17 protein-coding genes are annotated in these 20,009 nt (G+C 69.4%); 1 reads left to right on the top strand and 16 read right to left on the bottom strand.

Going from position 1 to position 20,009, the window contains the following annotated elements; all coding sequences use genetic code 11:
- Positions 1–89 precede the first annotated feature (89 nt).
- From K206_RS0100605 to K206_RS0100675, 15 genes are all read right to left on the bottom strand, one after another.
- Positions 90–833 (bottom strand): ABC transporter ATP-binding protein, encoded by a 744-nt coding sequence (locus K206_RS0100605; protein ID WP_020200466.1) that lies wholly within the window; start codon positions 831–833, stop codon positions 90–92.
- A gap of 10 nt (positions 834–843) precedes the next feature.
- Positions 844–2,733 carry an ATP-binding cassette domain-containing protein gene (locus tag K206_RS37240; protein ID WP_020200467.1) on the bottom strand — a complete coding sequence of 630 codons (1,890 nt, stop codon included), beginning with the start codon at positions 2,731–2,733 and terminating at the stop codon, positions 844–846.
- A gap of 10 nt (positions 2,734–2,743) precedes the next feature.
- Complete coding sequence (locus tag K206_RS0100615; RefSeq protein ID WP_020200468.1) at positions 2,744–3,796, bottom strand: branched-chain amino acid ABC transporter permease; 1,053 nt, start codon at positions 3,794–3,796, stop codon at positions 2,744–2,746.
- A gap of 213 nt (positions 3,797–4,009) precedes the next feature.
- On the bottom strand, positions 4,010–5,161 hold the full coding sequence (locus tag K206_RS0100620; RefSeq protein ID WP_020200469.1) for an ABC transporter substrate-binding protein: 1,152 nt from the start codon (positions 5,159–5,161) through the stop codon (positions 4,010–4,012).
- Positions 5,162–5,581: 420 nt separating this feature from the next.
- Positions 5,582–6,340 carry a TSUP family transporter gene (locus K206_RS0100625; protein ID WP_020200470.1) on the bottom strand — a complete coding sequence of 253 codons (759 nt, stop codon included), beginning with the start codon at positions 6,338–6,340 and terminating at the stop codon, positions 5,582–5,584.
- 114 nt (positions 6,341–6,454) lie between these two features.
- The gene (locus K206_RS0100630; protein WP_020200471.1) at positions 6,455–7,000 is read right to left on the bottom strand and encodes a hypothetical protein; all 546 of its coding nucleotides are present in this window, start codon (positions 6,998–7,000) and stop codon (positions 6,455–6,457) included.
- Positions 7,001–7,396: 396 nt separating this feature from the next.
- On the bottom strand, positions 7,397–8,431 hold the full coding sequence (locus K206_RS0100635) for a branched-chain amino acid ABC transporter permease (protein ID WP_029043064.1): 1,035 nt from the start codon (positions 8,429–8,431) through the stop codon (positions 7,397–7,399).
- On the bottom strand, positions 8,431–9,315 hold the full coding sequence (locus K206_RS0100640; RefSeq protein ID WP_020200473.1) for a branched-chain amino acid ABC transporter permease: 885 nt from the start codon (positions 9,313–9,315) through the stop codon (positions 8,431–8,433). The genes K206_RS0100635 and K206_RS0100640 overlap by 1 nt, the downstream gene beginning before the upstream one ends.
- A 132-nt stretch (positions 9,316–9,447) precedes the next feature.
- Entirely contained in the window at positions 9,448–10,656 is a 1,209-nt protein-coding gene (locus K206_RS0100645) for an ABC transporter substrate-binding protein (RefSeq protein ID WP_020200474.1), read from the bottom strand.
- Positions 10,657–10,747: 91 nt separating this feature from the next.
- Positions 10,748–11,485: an ABC transporter ATP-binding protein gene (locus K206_RS0100650; protein ID WP_020200475.1), complete on the bottom strand. Its 738-nt coding sequence runs from the start codon at positions 11,483–11,485 to the stop codon at positions 10,748–10,750.
- A gap of 9 nt (positions 11,486–11,494) precedes the next feature.
- Positions 11,495–12,271, bottom strand: a complete 777-nt coding sequence (locus K206_RS0100655) for an ABC transporter ATP-binding protein (protein WP_020200476.1) — start codon at positions 12,269–12,271, stop codon at positions 11,495–11,497.
- Between the two features lie 381 nt (positions 12,272–12,652).
- Entirely contained in the window at positions 12,653–14,362 is a 1,710-nt protein-coding gene (locus K206_RS0100660) for a GMC family oxidoreductase (protein ID WP_020200477.1), read from the bottom strand.
- A 117-nt stretch (positions 14,363–14,479) separates the two neighbouring features.
- Positions 14,480–15,457, bottom strand: a complete 978-nt coding sequence (locus K206_RS0100665; protein ID WP_081651268.1) for an alpha/beta hydrolase — start codon at positions 15,455–15,457, stop codon at positions 14,480–14,482.
- Positions 15,458–15,522: 65 nt separating this feature from the next.
- Entirely contained in the window at positions 15,523–16,029 is a 507-nt protein-coding gene (gene cueR, locus K206_RS37245) for a Cu(I)-responsive transcriptional regulator (protein ID WP_020200479.1), read from the bottom strand.
- Positions 16,026–18,473: a heavy metal translocating P-type ATPase gene (locus K206_RS0100675; RefSeq protein ID WP_020200480.1), complete on the bottom strand. Its 2,448-nt coding sequence runs from the start codon at positions 18,471–18,473 to the stop codon at positions 16,026–16,028. The genes cueR and K206_RS0100675 overlap by 4 nt, the downstream gene beginning before the upstream one ends.
- A gap of 262 nt (positions 18,474–18,735) precedes the next feature.
- Between K206_RS0100675 and K206_RS0100680 the strand changes: the two genes are divergently transcribed.
- Positions 18,736–18,930 (top strand): heavy-metal-associated domain-containing protein, encoded by a 195-nt coding sequence (locus K206_RS0100680; protein ID WP_020200481.1) that lies wholly within the window; start codon positions 18,736–18,738, stop codon positions 18,928–18,930.
- Positions 18,931–19,015: 85 nt separating this feature from the next.
- Here the strand turns inward: K206_RS0100680 and K206_RS0100685 are convergent, their stop codons facing one another.
- Positions 19,016–19,744, bottom strand: coding sequence for an OmpW family protein (locus K206_RS0100685; RefSeq protein WP_020200482.1), 729 nt, complete (start codon positions 19,742–19,744; stop codon positions 19,016–19,018).
- Positions 19,745–20,009: the final 265 nt, after the last annotated feature.

Here is a 20,009-nt window from a genome sequence, read left to right on the forward strand (position 1 = left end):
GGCGATGAGGCCATCATTCAGCGGATGTATGCGGCGAGAACGATGGCGACCGCACTTATTCGTCCGGCATATCGAAGTGCTCTCCACCCTCAAGCCGCCTTCCTCACCAACCCCAAATACGTCTCGATCACCTTGGGATTCGCCGCCAGTTCCGCCGCCGGCCCTTCCATCGCCATGTCGCCGGTCTCGATCACGTAGCCGTAGTCGGCCACCTGCAGTGCGGCGCGCGCGTTCTGCTCGATCAGCAGCGTGGCCACGCCAGTCCGGCGCAGGTCGCTGATGATGTGGAAGATCTCCTTCACGATCAGCGGCGCGAGGCCGAGGCTGGGTTCGTCCAGCATCAGCAGTTGCGGCTTGGCCATCAGCGCGCGGCCGACCGCCAGCATCTGGCGCTCGCCGCCGGAGAGCGTGCCGGCGTCCTGGCGGGCGCGCTCCTTGAGGCGAGGGAACAGGCCGTAGACCACCTCCATCTGGTCGAGGAAGTGCTTCTCGCCGGCGCGCTTGCGGCGGTAGGCGCCGAGCACGAGGTTGTCGGCCACGCTCATCGAGGCGAACAGTTCGCGCTTCTCGGGCACCAGGCACATGCCGCGCGCGACTCTCCCCTCCACCGGCAGGCCGGCCATGTCGTGGCCGAGGTAGCTGACCGTGCCCGACGCCGAGCCGCCGGCCGGCAGCGCGCCCATGATGGCGTTGAGCATGGTGGACTTGCCGGCGCCGTTGGGACCGATCACGGTGACGATCCGGCCGGCCTCCACCTTGAGGCTGGCGCCATGCACGGCTTCGACCTTGCCGTAGCGCACGTGGAGGTCCTTCACTTCGAGGACGAGGCTCATGGCTGTCTCCTTACTCCACGCCGCCAAGATAGGCTTCCAGCACCGCCGGGTTCTTCTGCACGTCCTCCGGCACGCCTTCCGCGATGCGCGTGCCGAACTCCATCACCACCAGGCGGTCGGTGAGGTTCATGACGAAGTCCATGTCGTGCTCGACCAGCAGCACGCTCATGCCTTCGCCCTTGAGCTTCCCGAGCAGTTCGGCCAGCGCCTGCTTTTCCTTGTAGCGCAGGCCCGCCGCGGGTTCGTCGAGCAGCAGCAGCGCGGGGTCGCAGCACAACGCGCGCGCGATCTCCAGGATGCGCTGCTGGCCCAGCGCGAGGCTGCCCGCTTCCATGTACATGCAGTCGGCCAGGCCCACGCGCTCGAGCTGGCGCGCGGCCTCGAACAGCAGCTTGCCTTCCTCGGCCCGGTTCATGCGCAGGATCGCCGCGGCCACGCCGCCCTGCGCCGCGAAGTCGCCGCGCAGGTGCGCGCCGATCGCCACGTTCTCGAGCACCGTCATGGCCGGCAGCAGATGCACGTGCTGGAAGGTGCGGCCGATGCCGCGCTTGACGATCTCGCGCGACGGCAGCCCCGAGACCGGCTCGCCGCGGTAGCGCACCTCGCCGCGCGTGACCGGCAGCACGCCGGTGACGAGATTGAAGGTAGTGGACTTGCCCGCGCCGTTGGGGCCGATCAGCCCGACGATCTCGCCGGCATGCACCTGGAAGCTGACATCGTTGACCGCCACCAGCCCGCCGAACTCCTTGCGCGCGGCGCGCACGTCGAGGATCAGCTCGCCGGCCCGCGGCTTCTCGCGCTGCGGCAGCGGCTCGGCGTGCCGTGGCGCGAGCGCCGGCGGGCCGCCCGGGAACAGCTTGCGGACGAACGGCCAGATGCCGTCGCGCGCATGCTGCAGCAGCAGCACCATCAGCACGCCGAACACGATGGTCTCGAAGTTGCCGTTGGCGCCGAGCAGCTTCGGCAGCACGCCCTGCAGCACGTCCTTGAGGATGGTGAGGATGCCGGCGCCGAGCACCGCGCCCCACACATGCCCGACGCCGCCCACCACCGCCATGAACAGGTACTCGATGCCGTAGTTCAGGCCGAACGGCGTCGGGTTCACCGCGCGCTGCAGGTGCGCGTAGAGAAAGCCCGAGATGCAGGCCAGCACCGCCGCCACCACGAACACCACCACCTTCATCCACGCCGTGTTCACGCCCATCGCCTCGGCCATCGTGCCGCCGCCCTTGAGCGCGCGGATGGCGCGGCCCGGGCGCGAGTCGAGCAGGTTGTCCATGGCGATGGCCGCCAGCAGCACCACGGCCCAGATCAGGTAGAACATCGCGCGCCCGGAAGCCAGCTCGATGCCGAGCACGCGCAGCACCGGAATGCCGTTGAGGCCGTCGTACTTGCCGAGGAACTCCAGGTTGCCGAACAGGAAGAACAGCGACAGGCCCCACGCGATGGTGGCCAGCGGCAGGTAGTGCCCGGACATGCGCATGGTGATGAGCCCGATCACGTAGGCCGAGGCCATCGTGATGACCAGCCCCACCAGCAGGCCGAACCACGGCGACAGCCCGAACCGCGTGGTGAGGTACGCCGTGCTGTAGGCGCCCAGCCCGACGAACGCGGCCTGGCCGAACGAGGTCATGCCGCCCACGCCGGTGAGCAGCACCAGCCCGATGGCGACGATGCCGTACAGGCCGATGTAGTTGCCCAGCGTGATCCAGAACTCCGGCGTGGGCAGCACCGGCAGCAGCGCCAGCACCACGGCGAAGGCCAGCAGGCAGAGGCGGTTGCGGCCCGCCGCGCTGCCCGGCTTGTGCGCCTTGTGCGCCTTGTGCGCCCTGTCCACCTTGTCCGCGCCGCCGGCCACGGCGCCCTTGCCGTCCGCGTTCTTGACGTTTGCATTGCTCATGGCCTGCTCCTTATTCCTCGTCTTCCACGTGCTTGCCGTTGAGCGAGCGCCACAGCAGCACGGGCAGGATCAGGGTGAACACGATGACCTCCTTGAACGCGCTGGCCCAGAAGGACGAATACGATTCGAGCAGCCCGACGAGGACGGCGCCCGCGGCCGCCACCGGATAGCTCACCAGCCCGCCAACGATGGCGCCGACGAAGCCCTTGAGGCCAATCAGGAAACCGGACTCGTAATAGACCGTGGTCAGTGGCGCGATCAGGATGCCGCACAGCGCGCCCATTGCCGCGGCCAGCGTGAACGACAGGCGCCCGGCCTGCGTGGTGCCGATGCCCACCAGGCGCGCGCCGAGCCGGTTGACGGCGGTGGCGCGCAGCGCCTTGCCGGTGAGCGTGCGCTCGAAGTAGAAGTACAGCGCGGCGATCAGCAGGCCCGACACGCCCACCACCCACAGGCTCTGCCCCGACACCGTCAGGCTGCCCACCTCGAAGCGCGCCTCGGAGAACGCCGTGGTGCGCGAGCCCTCCGCGCCGAACATCACCAGCCCCAGCCCCACCAGCGCGAAGTGCACGCCGACCGAGACGATCAGCAGCACCAGCGTGCTGGCCTCGGCCAGCGGCTGGTAGGCCAGGCGGTACAGCATCGGACCCAGCGGAATCACGATCAGCAGCGTGAGCGCGATCTGCGCGGCCATCGGCATCGGCTGCGCGCCGTATTGCTGCGCCAGCAGGTGCACCGCGAGCGGAAACGCGAGGTACTTGCCCGCCAGCACCGCCAGCCGCGTGCCCGCGGTGCGGCGCAGTTCGGCGTTGCGCAGCACCGTCGCGGTGTCGTAGACGAAGGTCAGCGCGCCCATGCCCAGCAGCAGCCAGCTGCTCTGCGGCGCGTGGCCGGCCTGGATCGCCGCCAGCGTGAGCGCGCCGTAGGCGACGAACTCCCCTTGCGGAATGAAGATGACGCGCGTCACCGAGAACACCAGCACCAGGGCCAGCGCCAGCAGCGCGTAGATGGCACCCGAGGTGATCCCGTCCTGCGCCAGGATGGCGGCAATCGAGAGGTCCATTGTCTCCCCGTATTTGTTTGATATGCCCGGCCGGCGGGGGGCGCCGGCGGGCTGGCATCACGGATTACGAAATAGTAAACAAGTTACGCATAGCGAAAATCCCGACCAACCCTAGCTTGCGCGGCACGAGCCGCCGCGACAGCACGGCGAGACAAACAAAAAGGGCGCATGGCTGACCATGCGCCCTGCCCTGGCTTCAGCCCCGAAGCCGGCCTACTTGGTCTGCAGCTTCCACTTGCCGTCGGCGATCAGCACCATCACGCGCGCGCGCTGGTCGAGGCCGAGATGGTCGTTCGCCGTCATGTTCATGATGCCGTGCGAGATCGGCAGCTCCCTGGTCTGCTCCATCGCGTCGCGCAGTCCCTTGCGGAATTCCCTGGTGCCGGGCTGGCCCTTCTTCAGCGCTTCCGGGATCGCGCGCTGCAGCAGCAGGCCCGCGTCCCAGGCATGGCCGCCGAACGTGGAGACCTGTCCGCCGAAGGCTTTCTCGTAGGCCGTCTTGTAGGCCAGCGCGGGCTTCTTCACCGGGTTGCCGTCGGGCAGTTGCTCGGCCACCAGCAGCGGGCCGGCCGGCAGGAAGGTGCCTTCGCAATCCTTGGCGCAGACGCGCAGGAAGTCCGCGTTGGCCACGCCGTGCGTCTGGTAGATCCTGCCCTTCCAGCCGCGCTCCTTGAGCGCCTTGGCCGGCAGCGCGGCGGGCGTGCCCGAGCCGGCGATCAGCACCGCGTCCGGGTTGGCGGCCATCATCTTCAGCACCTGGCCCGTGACCGAGGTGTCGGTGCGCGCGAAGCGCTCGTTGGCCACCACCTTGATCTTGCGCATCTCGCCGACCTTGGCGAACTCCTGCGCCCAACTGTCGCCGTAGGCGTCCGCGAAGCCGATGAACGCCACCGTCTTCACGTTGTGGTCGGTCATGTGCTCGGCGATGGCGGTCGCCATGTGCGAGTCGTTCTGCGGCGTCTTGAAGACCCATGCGCGCTTGGCGTCCATCGGTTCGATGATGCGCGCCGAGGCAGCCAGCGTGATCATCGGCGTCTCGTTCTCGGCCGCCACGTCGACCATCGCCAGCGAGTTCGGCGTGACGGTGGAGCCGATCACCACGTCGACCTTGTCCTCGCTGATCAGCTTGCGCGTGTTCTTGACCGCGGTGGTGGTGTCGGAGGCGTCGTCGAGCACGATGTACTCGATCTTCTTGCCGGCGATCTCCTTCGGCAGCAGCGAGATGGTGTTCTTCTCGGGGATGCCCAGCGAAGCCGCGGGGCCCGTGGCCGAAACCGTCACCCCTACCTTGACCTGTGCGCTGGCGGTGCCCGCGCACAGGGCGGCGGCGGCGAAAGCCAGCAGGCTGGCGCGCTTGAATGTCATCGTGTCTCCTCCGTTGCGGCAAACGAAAAGGGCATCCGCGCCGGCTTGCGGCCGGTCGGATGCCCCGGTCTGGTCTTCTTGGGCCCGATCTCGTGCCTGCCCTTGTGCCTGCCTGTCTTGGTCTTGTTCCGGTGTCCTCGCGGACCCGTGTCCAGGCGCAACGCCGGCGCCTGCCTGCTGCCCGGCGCGCGCCGAACCCGTCCGCCGCGCACCGCCTATCTCCCGTCCTGCGCGTCCACCCCGGCGGCACGTTGCCACTGATGTCGCCGATGCGGCTGATGCGGCTGATGTCGCTGATTCGCCGACCGCACGGTCGGGAATGCGTAGCGAGTCTAGCAACAGCGATATGACGCGCAAAGCAGGATTAACCCGGAGCGCCGCCCGCGCGACACACCGCGCGCCGCCGCGCAGATGTCGCGCTCAATGCCCGAACGCATCCCACGCGGTCTTCACGATCAGCGCCGCCACCACCACGATGAACACGCGCCGCACGAAGCCGCTGCCGTGCTTGAGCGCCAGCCGGCTGCCCACCTGGCTGCCCGCCACGTTGGCCACCGCCATCACCAGGCCGAGCTGCCACCACACGTGCCCCTTGGCCGCCAGCAGCAGCAGGGCCGCGAGGTTGGTGGCGAGGTTGACCACCTTGGTCGAGGCCGAGGCGTGCAGGAAGTCGTAGCCGAACACGCGCACGAACACGATCATCAGGAAGCTGCCGGTGCCGGGACCGAACACGCCGTCGTAGAAGCCGATCGCCGCGCCGGCCAGCAGCGCCGCCGCGCGCTCCCGGCCGCCCGAGAGCGTGGGCGCGTGCTCGGTGCCCAGGTTTTTCTTGGCCACCGTGTAGACCAGCAGGATCACCAGCACGAACGGCAGCGACTTGCGCAGCGGCCCGGCCGGAATCAGCGTCAGCGCATAGGCGCCCGCCATCGAGAAGGCGAACGCCGACAGCATCGCCGGCAGGGTCGCGCCCCAGTAGATGCGCACGCTGCGCCCGTAGCGCACCGCCGCGTTGGCGGTGCCCGAGAGCGAGGCGATCTTGTTGGTGCCGATCAGCGTGGCCGGCGGCATGCCGGGATAGGCCGAGAACAGGGCCGGGATCTGCACCAGCCCGCCGCCGCCGGCGACAGCATCGATCAGGCCGGCAAGAAAGGCGGCGACAGCGAGAAACGCGAATTCCATGAACGCTCGGGAAACGGAGAAGGGATGAAGGAGGAAGGCGAAAGCGGAAGCGGTGATGGCGACGATGGCGACAATGGCGACGGCCGCGGAAAACGGCGCGCCGATGGCGCCGCCTCAGCCAAGATGCTTGTGCGCGGGCGCCAGGCCGCGATGCCACAAGCCGCCGGCATGTGGCCCGAAACCCGCGGCCGCCGCCTGCGGCGCCGTCAGCAGCGCGGGCGCGAGCAGCAGGTGGCGCACGCCGTGCGCCCGGCACCAGTCGGCCAGCAGGCCGCAGCAGGCCAGCAGCAGCGCCGCATCCCGCGCGGCGGATTGTGCATCGTCTCCGGCGACTGGCGGCATCCACCATTCCGCGGCGAACGCCGCCAGGCCGCCAAGGCCGAGATGCGGCACCAGCGTGGCCGGCAGGCAGCCCAGCAGCGCCGCCCCGCCCTCGCCCGCCGCGGCCACATCGGAAGCCACCGTGTCGGCAGCACCTTCGGCCGCAGCCTCGGCCACCACGCAGGCGCCGCGCTCGGGCCGCGCCAGCAGGCTCTCCACCAGCGCCTGCCGCGCGCGCGCGGCGGCCACCGGCAGCGGCTGCGCGGCCTGGAGCCAGGCGTCCAGCCGCCCGGCATCGGCCGTAACCGCGAGGCGCACGCGGGGCGATACGGCGGGCATCGACGGAACAGGCGCATCCTGCCGCTCATGAGATGCATGAGACGCATGAGGCAGCAAAGGGGAAGAATCGGAAGACATGGCGGGCACGGAAGGTGGAGACGGATTGTCTCATGTGGCCCTGGCCGTCCTTATGCAGATTCCGCATGGCGCGCTCCGGCGCACCAAAGTCGGGCACGAAAGCGGTGCGCGCGGACATGAAAAAAGGCGTTGCCAGGGATCACCCGGCAACGCCCTCGTCTTATATTGACACTGCAGCCTAGTGACCGCGCGCCTGTCGTCTCCTCGCTTCCGCCTCCATCTAACCTGCGAAAACCGTATATGCAATGTAACGAAGCGGTGCGTTTTGGACAAGCTAGAAGAAACCCTAGCCCCAAAATCGGGCATGTCTCCCCGTGATCACTCGCGGGCCCTGCCCAAGCGGGCCAGCAACTCGCCCATGATGCCGCGCCGGAAGGTCAGCACGCAGATCACGAAGATCACGCCGGTGACCATCGTCACCGACTCGCCCAGCGAGCCGAACCACTCGATGCCGGTGGCCGAGGCCAGGAAATTGCCGATGTCGCCGAGCTTGTTCTCCAGCGCCACCACCACGAAGGCGCCCACCAGCGGGCCCGACAGCGTGCCCAGGCCGCCCACCAGCGTCATCAGGATCACCGAGCCCGACATCGACCAGTGCACGTCGGTCAGCGTGGCGAAGCCCAGCACCAGCGCCTTGATCGAGCCGGCCAGCCCGGACAGCGCCGCCGACAGCACGAACACCATCAGCTTGAAGCGGTCGGTGCCGTAGCCCAGCGAGATGGTGCGCGGCTCGTTTTCCTTGATCGCCTTGAGGATCTGCCCGAACGGCGAATGCACGGTGCGCACGATCAGCGCGAAGGCCAGCACGATGATCAGCAGCGCCACGTAGTACAGCGTCAGGTCGCTGTCCAGCGGCAGCACGCCGAACAGCTTGCCGCGCGGAATGCCCTGCAGGCCGTCCTCGCCGCCGGTGTAGGGCACCTGCAGGCAGAAGAAGAACAGCATCTGCGCCAGCGCCAGCGTGATCATGGAGAAATAGATGCCCTGGCGGCGGATCGCGATCCAGCCCACCACGTAGCCGATCACCGCGCCGGTCAGCGTGCCCAGCACCAGCCCCACCTCCGGCGTCACGCCCCACACCTTCATGGCATGGCCGGCCATGTAGGCGGCGCCGCCGAAGAAGGCCGCGTGCCCGAACGACAGCAGCCCGGTGTAGCCGATCAGCAGGTTGAACGCGCACGCGAACAGCGCGAAGCACAGCACCTTGAGCACGAACACCGGATACGCCCCGGCCATCGGCGCCACCAGCAGCGCCACCAGCAGCAATCCATACCCCAGCCACAGTTTCTTCTGCACGCCCCGCCCCTGTCTTGTCTGCCCGGCGGCCGTGGCCGCGCCCGATGTCTGGCTCATCACTTCTCCCTCCCGAACAGCCCGGCCGGGCGCAGCATCAGCACGATCACCATGATGAAGAACACCACCGTGGACGACGCTTCGGGGTAGAACACCTTGGTCAGCCCCTCGATCACGCCCAGCCCCAGGCCGGTGAGGATCGAGCCCATGATCGAGCCCATGCCGCCGATCACCACCACGGCGAACACGATGATGATCAGGTTCTGCCCCATCAGCGGCGAGATCTGGATCACCGGCGCGGCCAGCACGCCGGCGAACGCCGCCAGCGCCACGCCGAAGCCGTAGGTCAGCGTCACCATCAGCGGCACGTTGACGCCGAACGCCTCCACCAGCTTGGGGTTCTCGGTGCCGGCGCGCAGGTAGGCGCCGAGCTTGGTCTTCTCGATCAGGAACCACGTGGCGAAGCACACCGCCAGCGACGCCACCACCACCCAGGCGCGGTAGTTGGGCAGGATCATGAAGCCGAGGTCGGTCGCGCCGGAGAGCAGCTCCGGCGTCGAGTACGGCAGGCCGGACACGCCGTAGATCGAGCGGAAGATGCCTTCGATCACCAGCGTGATGCCCAGCGTGAGCAGCAGGCCGTAGATATGGTCGAGCTTGTAGATCCAGCGCAGCATGGTGCGCTCGATCACCACCCCGAGCAGCGCCACCACCAGCGGCGACAGCACCAGCATCACCCAGTAGTTGAGCTCGAAGTAGTTCATGCCCATCCAGGCCAGCACCGCGCCCAGCATGAACAGCGCCCCGTGGGCGAAATTGATGACGTTGAGCAGGCCGAAGATCACCGCCAGGCCAAGGCTCAGCATCGCGTAGAAAGCACCGTTGACCAGCCCCAGCAGCAACTGGGACAGCATGGCGGGCAAGGGAATACCGAAGATGTCCATCGCGGGCGTTACCGTTCGCGCGCCGGCCGGGAGGCGCGATGGCCTCCCGCGCGGGCGCAGTCAGATGAAGCGAAGCCGCGGCGCCCGCAACCCGGGCCGCCGCGGCGGGGACAGCACTCGCAGCTCAGGCGCTCACTTCTTCAGCAGCGCGCACTTCGATTCCGCCACCGTGGTGAAGGCCTGGTCGCCCGGGATGGTGGCGGCCACCTTCAGGTAGTCCCACGGCTTCTTCGACTCCGCCGGCGACTTCACCTGCATCAGGTACATGTCGTGGATGGCGCGGCCGTCCTGGCGGATGTAGCCCTTGGTGTAGAAGTCGTCGATCTTGGCCTTCTTCAGCTCGGCCATGACCTTGTCCGGATCGTCCGTCTTGGCCGTCTCCACCGCCCTCAGGTAGGTGCGGATGGCGGAGTAGTCGGCGGCCTGCAGGCTGCTCGGCATCTTCTTGGTCTTGCCGAAGAAACGCGTGGCGAACTTGCGCGTCTCGTCGTTCATGTCCCAGTACCAGCTGTCGGTCATCAGCAGGCCTTCGGTGTTCTTCAGCCCCAGGCTGTGCACGTCGTTGATGAACATCAGCAGCCCGGCGATCTTCATCGACTTGGTGATGCCGAATTCCTTGGCCGCCTTGATCGCGTTGATGGTGTCGCCGCCGGCATTGGCCAGGCCCAGGATCTGCGCCTTGGACGACTGCGCCTGCAGCAGGAACGAGGAGAAGTCGGATGCGTTGAGCGGATGGCGCACCTGGCCCACCACGGTGCCGCCGTTGGCCTTCACCACCGCCGCGGTGTCCTGCTCGAGCGAGTGGCCGAACGCGTAGTCGGCGGTCAGGAAGAACCACGACTTGCCGCCCTGCTTGACCACCGCGCTGCCGGTGCCCTTGGCCAGCGCCACCGTGTCGTATGCGTAGTGCACCGTGTACGGCGAGCACTCCTCGTTGGTCAGGCGCGCCGAGCCGGCGCCGATGTTGAAGTAGACCTTCTTCTTCTCCGCCGCCACCTTGGCCATCGCCAGGCCGGTGGCGGAGTTGGTGCCGCCGAGCAGCATGTCCAGGCCCTGCTGGTCCATCCATTCGCGCGCCTTCGAGGCGGCGATGTCGGCCTTGTTCTGGTGATCGGCCGAGACCAGCTCGATCGGCTTGCCCAGCGCCTTGCCGCCCGCGTCCTCGATCGCCATCTTGATGGCTTCGAGGCCGGCCGGGCCGTCGATGTCGGCATACAGGCCCGACATGTCGGTGATGTAGCCGATCTTGACCGTATCGCCCGAAACCTGTGCCGAGGCCGAGCCCGTTGCCACGCCCGTTACGATGGCCGCCAGAGCAGCCGCCAGCCGAGTCATTTTCATTACCTGTCTCCTTAGTTTCGGCGGCACTTGTCGCCACCCGTTCCTGCCCTGAAACAAATGCCCGCGATGCCCGCGCGCGGCGCGCGCCGCATCAGACCCCGAGCAGCTCGTTGAGCACCGGCATCTTGGCCTGCAGTTCCGCCGCTGCGAAACGCTCGACGATGGTGCCGTGCTCCATCACGTAAAAGCGGTCGGCCAGCGGCGCGGCGAAGCGGAAGTTCTGCTCCACCATCACCACCGTGTAGCCCTTCTTCTTGAGCATCAGGATCATGCGCGCCAGCGCCTGCACGATCACCGGCGCGAGGCCCTCGGAGATCTCGTCGAGCAGCAGCAGGTTGGCGCCGGTGCGCAGGATGCGCCCCACCGCCAGCATCTGCTGCTCGCCGCCCGACAGGCGCGTGCCCTGGCTCTGGCGGCGCTCCTTGAGGTTGGGGAACATCTCGTAGATCTCGGCCTCGCTCATGCCGGCGCCGCCATTGCCGCCGCCCTTGCCCTTGAGCAGCGGCGGCAGCATCAGGTTCTCCTCGCACGACAGGCTGGCGAAGATGCCGCGCTCCTCCGGGCAGTAGCCGATGCCGCAATGCGCGATCTTGTGCGTGGGCATGCCGATGGTCTCGGTGCCGTTGACGCGGATCGAGCCCTTGCGCTGGCCGGTCAGGCCCATGATGGCGCGCAGCGTGGTGGTGCGCCCGGCGCCGTTGCGGCCCAGCAGCGTGACCACCTCGCCGCGGTTCACGGTCAGGTCCACGCCGTGCAGAATGTGCGATTCGCCGTACCAGGCGTGCAGGTCCTTGATTTCGAGTGCGGGCGTCGCCGATGTTGTGCTCATGCGGATTCCTCAGTGCGCGCCCTGCAGCTCGGCCTCGACGGTGCCCATGTAGGCTTCCATCACGCGCGGGTCCTTCGACACCTCCGCGTAGGGCCCCTCGGCGAGAATCGCGCCGCGCTGCAATACGGTGATCTTGTCGGCGATCGACGACACCACGTTCATGTTGTGCTCGACCATCAGGATGGTGCGCCCGGCCGCCACCTGGCGGATCAGCTCGGTGACGCGCGCCACGTCCTCGTGGCCCATGCCCTGCGTGGGCTCGTCCAGCAGCATCAGCTCCGGCTCCATCGCCAGCGTAGTGGCGATCTCGAGCGCGCGCTTGCGGCCGTACGGCAGGTTGACGGTGACGATCTGCGCGGCGTCGGCCAGGCCGACCTGCTCGAGCAGGTCCATGCTGCGCTCGTTGAGCACGTCGAGCGTGCGCTCGCTGCGCCAGAAATGGTAGGACGTGCCGAGCTGGCGCTGCAGGCCGATGCGCACGTTCTCCAGCACCGTCAGGTGCGGGAACACCGCCGAGATCTGGAACGAGCGGATCACGCCGCGCCGCGCGATCTGCGCGGGCGCTTCGCGCGTGATGTCGATGCCGTTGAAGAGAATGGTCCCCGTGGTCGGCTCGAGGAACTTCGTCAGCAGGTTGAAGCATGTCGTCTTGCCGGCGCCGTTGGGGCCGATCAAGGCATGGATGGAGCCGCGCCGCACCTTCAGGTTGACGTCGCTTACCGCGGTGAACCCCTTGAATTCCTTCGTGAGGTTCCGCGTCTCGAGGATCGTGTCTTGCTCGCTCATGGTCTCCTGCCCGCCCTCTTGTCGCGGCGCCGGCTTCTGGTCGGCACCGCCAAATGGTCAGAACCGTGGCGCTGTTTGCGCCACCACCGCACGAGTCACGCCAATCCAGTCGCGCTCCCCGTGGCTGTCGCGGCTTGCTGCGGCTTGTCTGCCGCTTATGCGCCGCTTGTCTTTTTTTGTTGCCGCCGATGCGGTCATGCACCCGCGCCGTGCGCCGGGCCTTCAACGCGCGACGCGCCCTGGGTAGGGCGCGCCAATGTGAGCGCTGCTGCACGGCATCTGGGCGTCTATTGTGTGCGTCTGCTGCGTCGCAAAACATCCGGGTTTGCACTGATCATGAAACATGAACCAGATGTCAGGTCCGGCAGTCAGGTCCGGGGCTCAGGTCCGTGCCGCCGCGCCGCCCTTCGCATGGAGCGCGTCGGGCACGCTGGCCGCGGCGGCGGTGCCGGCAGCAGCAGCCGTCGCCGCCGTGCCGCCGATGCGCCGGCGGCGGTCCTCGCGGATCATGTCGCTGGCGCGCTCGGCGATCATGATGGTCGGCGAGTTGGTGTTGCCCGACGTGATCAGCGGCATCACCGACGCATCCACCACGCGCAGCCCGTCGACGCCGATCACGCGCAGGCGCTGATCCACCACCGCGTCCGGATCGTCCGCGCGCCCCATGCGGCAGGTGCCGACCGGGTGGAAGATGGTGGTGCCGATCTCGCCGGCGGCCTGCGCCAGCTGCGCGTCGGTCTCGAAGGCCGGGCCCGGCAGCCATTCCTGCGGCTTGTACGGCGCCAGCGCCGGCGCGGCCACGATGCGCCGCGTCAGCCGCAGCGAGTCCGCGGCCACCTTGCGGTCTTCTTCGGTGGCGAGGTAGTTGGGCTCGATCAGCGGCGCCTTGCGGAAATCGGCGTCGCCGATGTGCACGCTGCCGCGCGAGGTCGGGCGCAGGTTGCACACGCTCGCGGTGAACGCGTTGAAGCGGTGCAGCGGATCGCCGAACTTGTCGAGCGACAGCGGCTGCACGTGGTACTCCAGGTTGGCGCGCGCCTGCGTGGCGTCCGAGCGCGCGAACGCGCCCAGCTGCGACGGCGCCATGCTCATCGGCCCGCTCTGGTTGATCGCGTACTGCAGGCCGATGCCGAGCTTGCCCCACCAGCTTGCCGCGCGCGTGTTGAGCGTGCGCACGCCCTCCACCTTGACCACGGTGCGCAGCTGCAGGTGGTCCTGCAGGTTCTCGCCCACGCCCGGCAGCGCATGGCGCACCGCGATGCCGAGCGCGCCCAGGCGCTCGGGCTGGCCGATGCCGGACAGCTCCAGCAGCTGCGGCGAATTGACCGCGCCGGCCGCGAGGATGACTTCCTCGCGCGCCGCGGCCGCATGCGCGGCGCCGCCGCCCAGATAGGCCACGCCGCTGCAGCGGCGGGCATCGAAGTTCAGCGCGCTGACCTGCGCGCCGGTGATGATGGTCAGGTTGGGCCGCTCGGCCGCGCGCCGCAGGAAGGCCTTGGCGGTGTTCCAGCGGATGCCGCGGCGCTGGTTGACCTCGAAGTAGCCCACGCCGAAGTTGTCGCCGCGGTTGAAGTCGTCGGTGCGCGGGATGCCGGCCTGCCCGGCCGCGTCGATGAAGCGCTCCAGGATGTCCCAGCGCAGCCGCTGGCCCTCCACGCGCCACTCGCCGCCGGCGCCGTGGAACGCGCTGGCGCCGCGGTGATGGTCCTCGCTGCGCTTGAACAGCGGCAGCACATTGTCCCAGCGCCAGCCGTCGTCGCCGGTCAGGCGCGCCCAGTCGTCGTAGTCCTCGCGCTGGCCGCGCATGTAGATCATGCCGTTGATCGACGACGAGCCGCCCAGCACGCGCCCGCGCGGATAACCGAGCGCGCGGCCGTTGAGCCCGGCCTGCGCGGTGGTGCGGTACATCCAGTCGGTGCGCGGGTTGCCGATGCAGTACAGGTAGCCCACCGGGATGTGAATCCAGTGATAGTCGTCGCGCCCGCCCGCCTCGAGCAGCAGCACGCTCACGTCGGGGTCCTGGGTCAGGCGGTTGGCCAGCACGCAGCCGGCCGATCCCGCGCCGACGATGATGTAGTCGTAAGTCTCCATGCTTTTGTCTTTGTCTGGCCTTGCGCCGCGGTTGCAATGGTTGAAGATGGGCCTGCGCCGGGGCGCGGCCTGCCGGTCTTGGGCCGTCGTGGCGCGCGATGGTTCACGCGCCCGCGGTCATGCCTGCGGTTGCAGGTGCTGGCGCAGCCAGCCGGCCAGCGCGGCGAACACCTCGCCGCGCAGCGGCTGCGCTTCGTTGAAGATCTCATGGTAGCCGCCGTCGAACCAGCGCATCTCGCGCAGGTCCGGCGGCGCGGCGTCGAAGAAGCGGCGGCTGCCGGCCGCGTCGACGATGCGGTCGGCGCCGGCCACCAGCAGCAGCGCGGGGGCTTCGAGCAGCGGCGCGTCGGCCTGCGCCTGCGCCATGCCGCGCACGAAGGTCTCCAGCACGCCGGCGCTGATGGTGCCCTGCACCAGCGGGTCGGCGCGGTACTGCGCCACCACCGCCGCGTCGTGCGACAGGTAGCGCGCCTCGATCGGATTGGGCACGCGCAGGTTCGGCGCCAGCGTCAGCAGCGCGCGGTGCAGCATCAGCATCGCGCCGGACAGGCGCAGCGCCAGCGCCGGCGACGACAGCACCAGCGCGCGCACCGGCCGCACGCGCGCGGTGGCGAAGCGCGCCGCCACCAGCCCGCCCATGCTGTGGCCCAGCAGGAACGGCAGTTCCTGCCATTGGCCCACGGCGGCGTCATGGATCTCGGCAAGGTCTTCGACGTAGATGTCGGGATGCGGCGCCACCATGCGCGCGCCGCCGCTGGCGCCGTGGCCGCGCTGGTCGTAGGCGCGCACGCGCAGGCCCAGGCCGCACAGCAATTCGGCCACATGCTGGTAGCGCCCGCAGTGCTCGGCCAGGCCGTGCACCAGCAGCAGCGAGCCGGTGGCTTCGGGGAACAGGGCGGGATCGGGCTGCCAGGTGCGCAGCAGCAGCTCGGTGCCGTCGCGCATGCGCTGGCGGCTCTCGGCGGGCACCAGCGGCCGCGCGGGCGCGCCCTGGTCCTCATCCGGGCCGGCGTACCCACCCGCGCCCGGCGCGGGCCGCGGCGCGCCGCCGGGCTCGGCGGGAACAGCAGGGACAGCGGTACTCGGTTGGTCCATCCGTTTGGTCTCCATGTCCGTTCCGCTCGCGTTGCGCCCGCCGGCGCGCCTGTGCCGGGGCGCGGCTAGGCCGCCGCGCCGTGGCGGTGGCAGGATGGCAGCGCCATGTCGCCATCGCCGCCGCCATCGCCATCCGCGTCTCTGTCCGCTTCTCTGCCCGCTTTTCCGTCGACTTCGCCGTCGCCGAGCCGCGCCATGTCGGCCAGGATCGGGCAATCCGGCCGGTGGTCGCCGCTGCACGCCTCGGCCAGTTGGCGCAGCGTGTCGCGCATGGCGGCCAGCTCGGCGATGCGCTGCTCCAGGTCCGCCACGTGGCGCAGGGTCAGCGCCTTGACGTCGGCGCTGGCGCGCGCGCGGTCGTGCCACAGCGACAGCAGGCCGCGGATCTCGTCCAGCGAGAACCCGAGATTACGGGCCCGCCGCACGAAGCGCAAGGTGTGCACCGCGCGCTCGTCGTAGCGGCGGTAGCCGCCCTCGCTGCGCGGCGGCGGCGCCACCAGGCCGATCGCTTCGTAGTGCCGGATCATCTTGGCGGACACGCCCGAGGCCTGTGCCGCATCGCCGATATTCATGCTTGTTCTCCCGCCGGTTTCCAGCGCCGCAGCAGCAGCGCGTTGCCGACCACGCTCACGCTGGAGAACGCCATCGCCGCGCCCGCCACCACCGGGTTGAGCAGGCCGGCCGCCGCCAGCGGGATGCCGATCACATTGTAGAAGAAGGCCCAGAACAGGTTCTCGCGGATCTTGCGCACGGTGCGGTGCGAGATGCCCAGCGCGTCGGCCACCAGCGCCGGGTCGCCGCGCATCAGCGTGATGCCGGCGGCATGCATGGCCACGTCGGTGCCGGTCGACATGGCGATGCCCACGTCGGCCGCGGCCAGCGCCGGCGCGTCGTTGATGCCGTCGCCGACCATCGCCACCACCGCGCCGCCGGCCTTGAGCGCCAGCACGCGCTCGGCCTTGTCGGCGGGCAGCACCTCGGCCTGCACTTCGTCGATGCCGAGCGCCTCGGCCACGCGCGCGGCGGCGCCGCGGTTGTCGCCCGACAGCATCACGGTGCGCACGCCGGCCGCGCGCAGCCGCTCGATGGCGCGGCGCGCGCCGGGCTTGATGGCGTCGCCGAAGGCCACCAGCCCCAGCACGCGCGGCGCGCCGGCCACGCCGGCATCGATCAGCCACGACACCGTGCGCCCTTCGTCCTGCAGCGCCTGCGCGCGCGCCTGCAGCGTACCCGCCGCCGCGCCCAGCGAGGCGCGCAGCCGCTCGCTGCCGAGCTGCAGCGCCATGCCCCCGACCGTGCCGGCCAGGCCCACGCCCGGCAGCGCGCGCACCTCGGCGGCGGCCGGCGCCGTCACGCCGCGCGCGCGTGCCGCGGCCAGCACCGCGTGCGCGAGCGGATGCTCGCTGCCGGCCTGCAGCGCGGCCAGCAGCGCCAGCACGCGCAGTGCCTCGCCGTCGCCCGCGCCCTCCGGCACCGCCAGCGCCACCACTTCCGGCTTGCCGACCGTGAGCGTGCCGGTCTTGTCGAAGGCCACCACCTTGACGCGGTGCGCCACTTCGAGCGCCTCGGCGTCCTTGATCAGGATGCCGGCGCGCGCGCCGGCGCCGGTGCCGGCCATGATGGCGGTCGGCGTGGCCAGCCCCAGTGCGCACGGACAGGCGATCACCAGCACCGCCACCGCGTTGAGCAGCGCCGCTTCCCAGTTGCCGCCGAGCACGCCCCAGCCCAGCAGCGTGAGCAGCGCGATGCCCAGCACCACCGGCACGAACACCGCGCTGACGCTGTCGACCATGCGCTGGATCGGCGCCTTGGCCGCCTGCGCGTGCTCCACCATGCGGATGATGCGCGCCAGCACCGTTTCCGCGCCCACCGCCACGGTGCGCGCCACCAGCCGGCCTTCGTAGTTGATGGCGCCGCCGGTGAGGCGGTCGCCGGGCGCCTTGGGCACCGGCAGGCTCTCGCCGGTGAGCATCGATTCGTCGGCATGGCTGGTGCCCTCGGTCACTTCGGCGTCCACCGGCACGCGCGCGCCCGGCAGCACCACGATCTCGTCGCCCACCCGCACCGACGCCAGCGGCACCGTGGCCTCCACGCCGGCGCGGCGCACGATGGCGCTGTCCGGGCGCAGCGCCGCCAGCGCGCGGATCGCCTCCGCGGTCTGGCGCTTGGCGCGCGTCTCCATCCACTTGCCCAGGCGCACCAGCGTGATGACCACCGCCGCGCTCTCGAAATACAGGTGCGGCATGCCGTCCGCGCCGCGCCACATCAGCCACAGCGACAGGCCGTAGGCCGCCGAGGTGCCGAGCGCGACCAGCAGGTCCATGTTGCCGGCGCCGGCGCGCGCGGCCTTCCAGCCCGCCTTGTAGAAGCGCCAGCCGAACACGAACTGCACCGGCGTGGCCAGCAGCCACTGCACCCACGCCGGCAGCATCCAGTGCACGCCGAACCACCCGGCCACCATCGGCGCCACCAGCGGCAGCGACAGCGCGGCCGCGAGCGCCACCGGCCACGGCCCGGACCAGAAGCTCTCGCGCGGCGCGGCGCCCGCCGGCTGCTCCTCGCTCACCGGCACCGCGCCATAACCGGCGCGCGCCACCGCGGCGACCAGCGCGGCGGCGTCCACCGCGCCGCGCGGCACGGTCACGGCCGCGCGCTCGGTCGCCAGGTTGACCTGGGCGTCGACCACGCCCGGCACGGCCTTGAGCGCGCGCTCCACGCGCGCCACGCAGGACGCGCAGGTCATGTCGCTGATCGACAGCTCGACGGCCTGGTACGGCACTTCGTAGCCGGCGGCCTTCACCGCCGCCGCCGCGGCCGGCAGCACGGCGGCGCTGTCGGCCTGCAGCGTGGCTTCCTCGGTGGCGAGATTCACGGCGACCTGGCGCACGCCGGGCACCTTGGCCAGCGCGTTCTCGACGCGCCGCACGCACGAGGCGCAGGTCATGCCGCCGATGGGCAGGCGCCATTCGGCATCCGGCGCGCCGGACAGGGGAAGAGTCTGGGATGAAGCGGACATGGCTTGAAGGGAGAGGATTCCACGGTGACGACAAGCGCATCATGGACCTTACCATGTTGGGAAGGTCAAGGCCGGAATCAAGCCATGCCCAGGTCACTTTGCCGCACCCGGCGTTTCGCCGGAAAAGCGCTTGCGCTTCCCATAGTGGGAAGGTGCACACTTCACACCGTATCGCAGGGCCGGCCGCCGCGCGCAGCGGTTGGTACGCTCCGGCGATTGCGCTTTTGTTTACGCCCGTTTCCGTTCCAACAGGAGAACCCAGATGATCCAGTTCCAGGTTGAAGGCATGTCGTGCGGCCACTGCGTGGGCGCCATCACCCGCGCCGTGCAGGCCGTCGACCCGGCCGCCAAGGTCTCGGCCGACATCCCCGCGCAGGCCGTGACCGTGGAAGCCACGGCCAGCGCCGAGGCGCTGCGCGCGGCCATCGAGGAAGCCGGTTATCCGGTCAAGGGCTGAAGCGCGCACCGCGCGCCTGCGCCCGCCCCGCGAAGAAAAAAGGGCTTCCGGAAACGGAAGCCCTTTTGCGTGGCTCGGCGTGCGCTCAGAAGCGGTAGCCCACGCTCAGGAACGTCACCACCGGGTCGATCTTGATCTTGGTATGCGACTGCACGGTCTGGTTGGCGCCCGCGCCGGCGTTGCGCGCCGTGAAGCTGGCGGTGGTCGACAGCGGCAGGTAGGACACCGAGAGGCCGACGAACCAGTTGTCGGTCACGGCGTAGTTGGCGCCGACGTTGAACACCGGGTTCCACGAGCTCTTGGCGCTGGCCGTCATGGTCGCGCCCGGGCCGAACTCGGATTTCACGAAGGTCTGGTTGCTGATGGTTTCGTCGGTAAACCACGTGTAGTTCACGCCGATGCCGACATAGGGGCGGAACCGGGACTTGGCTTCCAGGAAGTGGTACTTCACCAGCATCGCCGGGCTCCACTGCTTCACGTTGCCCAGCATGCCGTACTTGGCGAAGGCGCCCTCGCCCGCGACGTCATGCTTGGGCGGGAGGCCGACCACGAACTCGACGCCGATGTTGTCGGTGAAATAGTGCTCCAGCGAGATGCCCACCGTGTCCGCCGTCTTGACCTCGGCACCCGTGCCGGCCTTGGGCACGCCGACCGGGAAGCCGTTGATGCTGTCCACGGTGAGCGGGTCCGCCGAGCTGTTCGGCATCAGCCGGAACCAGCCCAGGCTGACGACGTTGCTGCCGGCGCTCTGCGCCTGCGCGGCGCCTGCGATCAGCATGGCAACGCTGGCCACCAGGATCTTTTTATGGGTCATGCCTGCTCCTTGTCGTTTCTCTCTTCCTCGAGTTGAGGGGTGCATTATCCCGTCTGGGGTGTGCCGCCTGTTTCAAACGTGCAACGCTTTCATAGAGCGAGGCCCCTAAAGAGCGGGTTAACCACTAAGAAAATGGGGAGTACGCCAGAAAACCGCGCGAAAACTGTACCGAATTTGCGACGCCTGCGCGCCGCAAAACCTACTCCGCGGTAAAGGCCTACTGGGGACAAGGGAATTCAGGCGGGCGCGGCGGCGGCGGGCGCCC

The organism is Cupriavidus sp. WS (assembly GCF_000395345.1).
Taxonomy (GTDB): Bacteria; Pseudomonadota; Gammaproteobacteria; order Burkholderiales; family Burkholderiaceae; genus Cupriavidus; species Cupriavidus basilensis_B.

What these genes read in the sequence shown, in the direction of transcription:
- K206_RS0100645 (WP_020200474.1), bottom strand. Translation starts at nt 10,656, where the DNA reads ATGAAAATGACTCGGCTGGCGGCTGCTCTGGCGGCCATCGTAACGGGC.
- K206_RS0100675 (WP_020200480.1), bottom strand. Translation starts at nt 18,473, where the DNA reads ATGTCCGCTTCATCCCAGACTCTTCCCCTGTCCGGCGCGCCGGATGCC.
- K206_RS0100685 (WP_020200482.1), bottom strand. Translation starts at nt 19,744, where the DNA reads ATGACCCATAAAAAGATCCTGGTGGCCAGCGTTGCCATGCTGATCGCA.
- K206_RS37240 (WP_020200467.1), bottom strand. Translation starts at nt 2,733, where the DNA reads ATGAGCAATGCAAACGTCAAGAACGCGGACGGCAAGGGCGCCGTGGCC.
- K206_RS0100680 (WP_020200481.1), top strand. Translation starts at nt 18,736, where the DNA reads ATGATCCAGTTCCAGGTTGAAGGCATGTCGTGCGGCCACTGCGTGGGC.
- K206_RS0100640 (WP_020200473.1), bottom strand. Translation starts at nt 9,315, where the DNA reads ATGGACATCTTCGGTATTCCCTTGCCCGCCATGCTGTCCCAGTTGCTG.
- cueR (WP_020200479.1), bottom strand. Translation starts at nt 16,029, where the DNA reads ATGAATATCGGCGATGCGGCACAGGCCTCGGGCGTGTCCGCCAAGATG.
- K206_RS0100660 (WP_020200477.1), bottom strand. Translation starts at nt 14,362, where the DNA reads ATGGAGACTTACGACTACATCATCGTCGGCGCGGGATCGGCCGGCTGC.
- K206_RS0100650 (WP_020200475.1), bottom strand. Translation starts at nt 11,485, where the DNA reads ATGAGCACAACATCGGCGACGCCCGCACTCGAAATCAAGGACCTGCAC.
- K206_RS0100620 (WP_020200469.1), bottom strand. Translation starts at nt 5,161, where the DNA reads ATGACATTCAAGCGCGCCAGCCTGCTGGCTTTCGCCGCCGCCGCCCTG.
- K206_RS0100625 (WP_020200470.1), bottom strand. Translation starts at nt 6,340, where the DNA reads ATGGAATTCGCGTTTCTCGCTGTCGCCGCCTTTCTTGCCGGCCTGATC.
- K206_RS0100630 (WP_020200471.1), bottom strand. Translation starts at nt 7,000, where the DNA reads ATGCCCGCCGTATCGCCCCGCGTGCGCCTCGCGGTTACGGCCGATGCC.
- K206_RS0100615 (WP_020200468.1), bottom strand. Translation starts at nt 3,796, where the DNA reads ATGGACCTCTCGATTGCCGCCATCCTGGCGCAGGACGGGATCACCTCG.
- K206_RS0100635 (WP_029043064.1), bottom strand. Translation starts at nt 8,431, where the DNA reads ATGAGCCAGACATCGGGCGCGGCCACGGCCGCCGGGCAGACAAGACAG.
- K206_RS0100605 (WP_020200466.1), bottom strand. Translation starts at nt 833, where the DNA reads ATGAGCCTCGTCCTCGAAGTGAAGGACCTCCACGTGCGCTACGGCAAG.
- K206_RS0100655 (WP_020200476.1), bottom strand. Translation starts at nt 12,271, where the DNA reads ATGAGCGAGCAAGACACGATCCTCGAGACGCGGAACCTCACGAAGGAA.
- K206_RS0100665 (WP_081651268.1), bottom strand. Translation starts at nt 15,457, where the DNA reads ATGGACCAACCGAGTACCGCTGTCCCTGCTGTTCCCGCCGAGCCCGGC.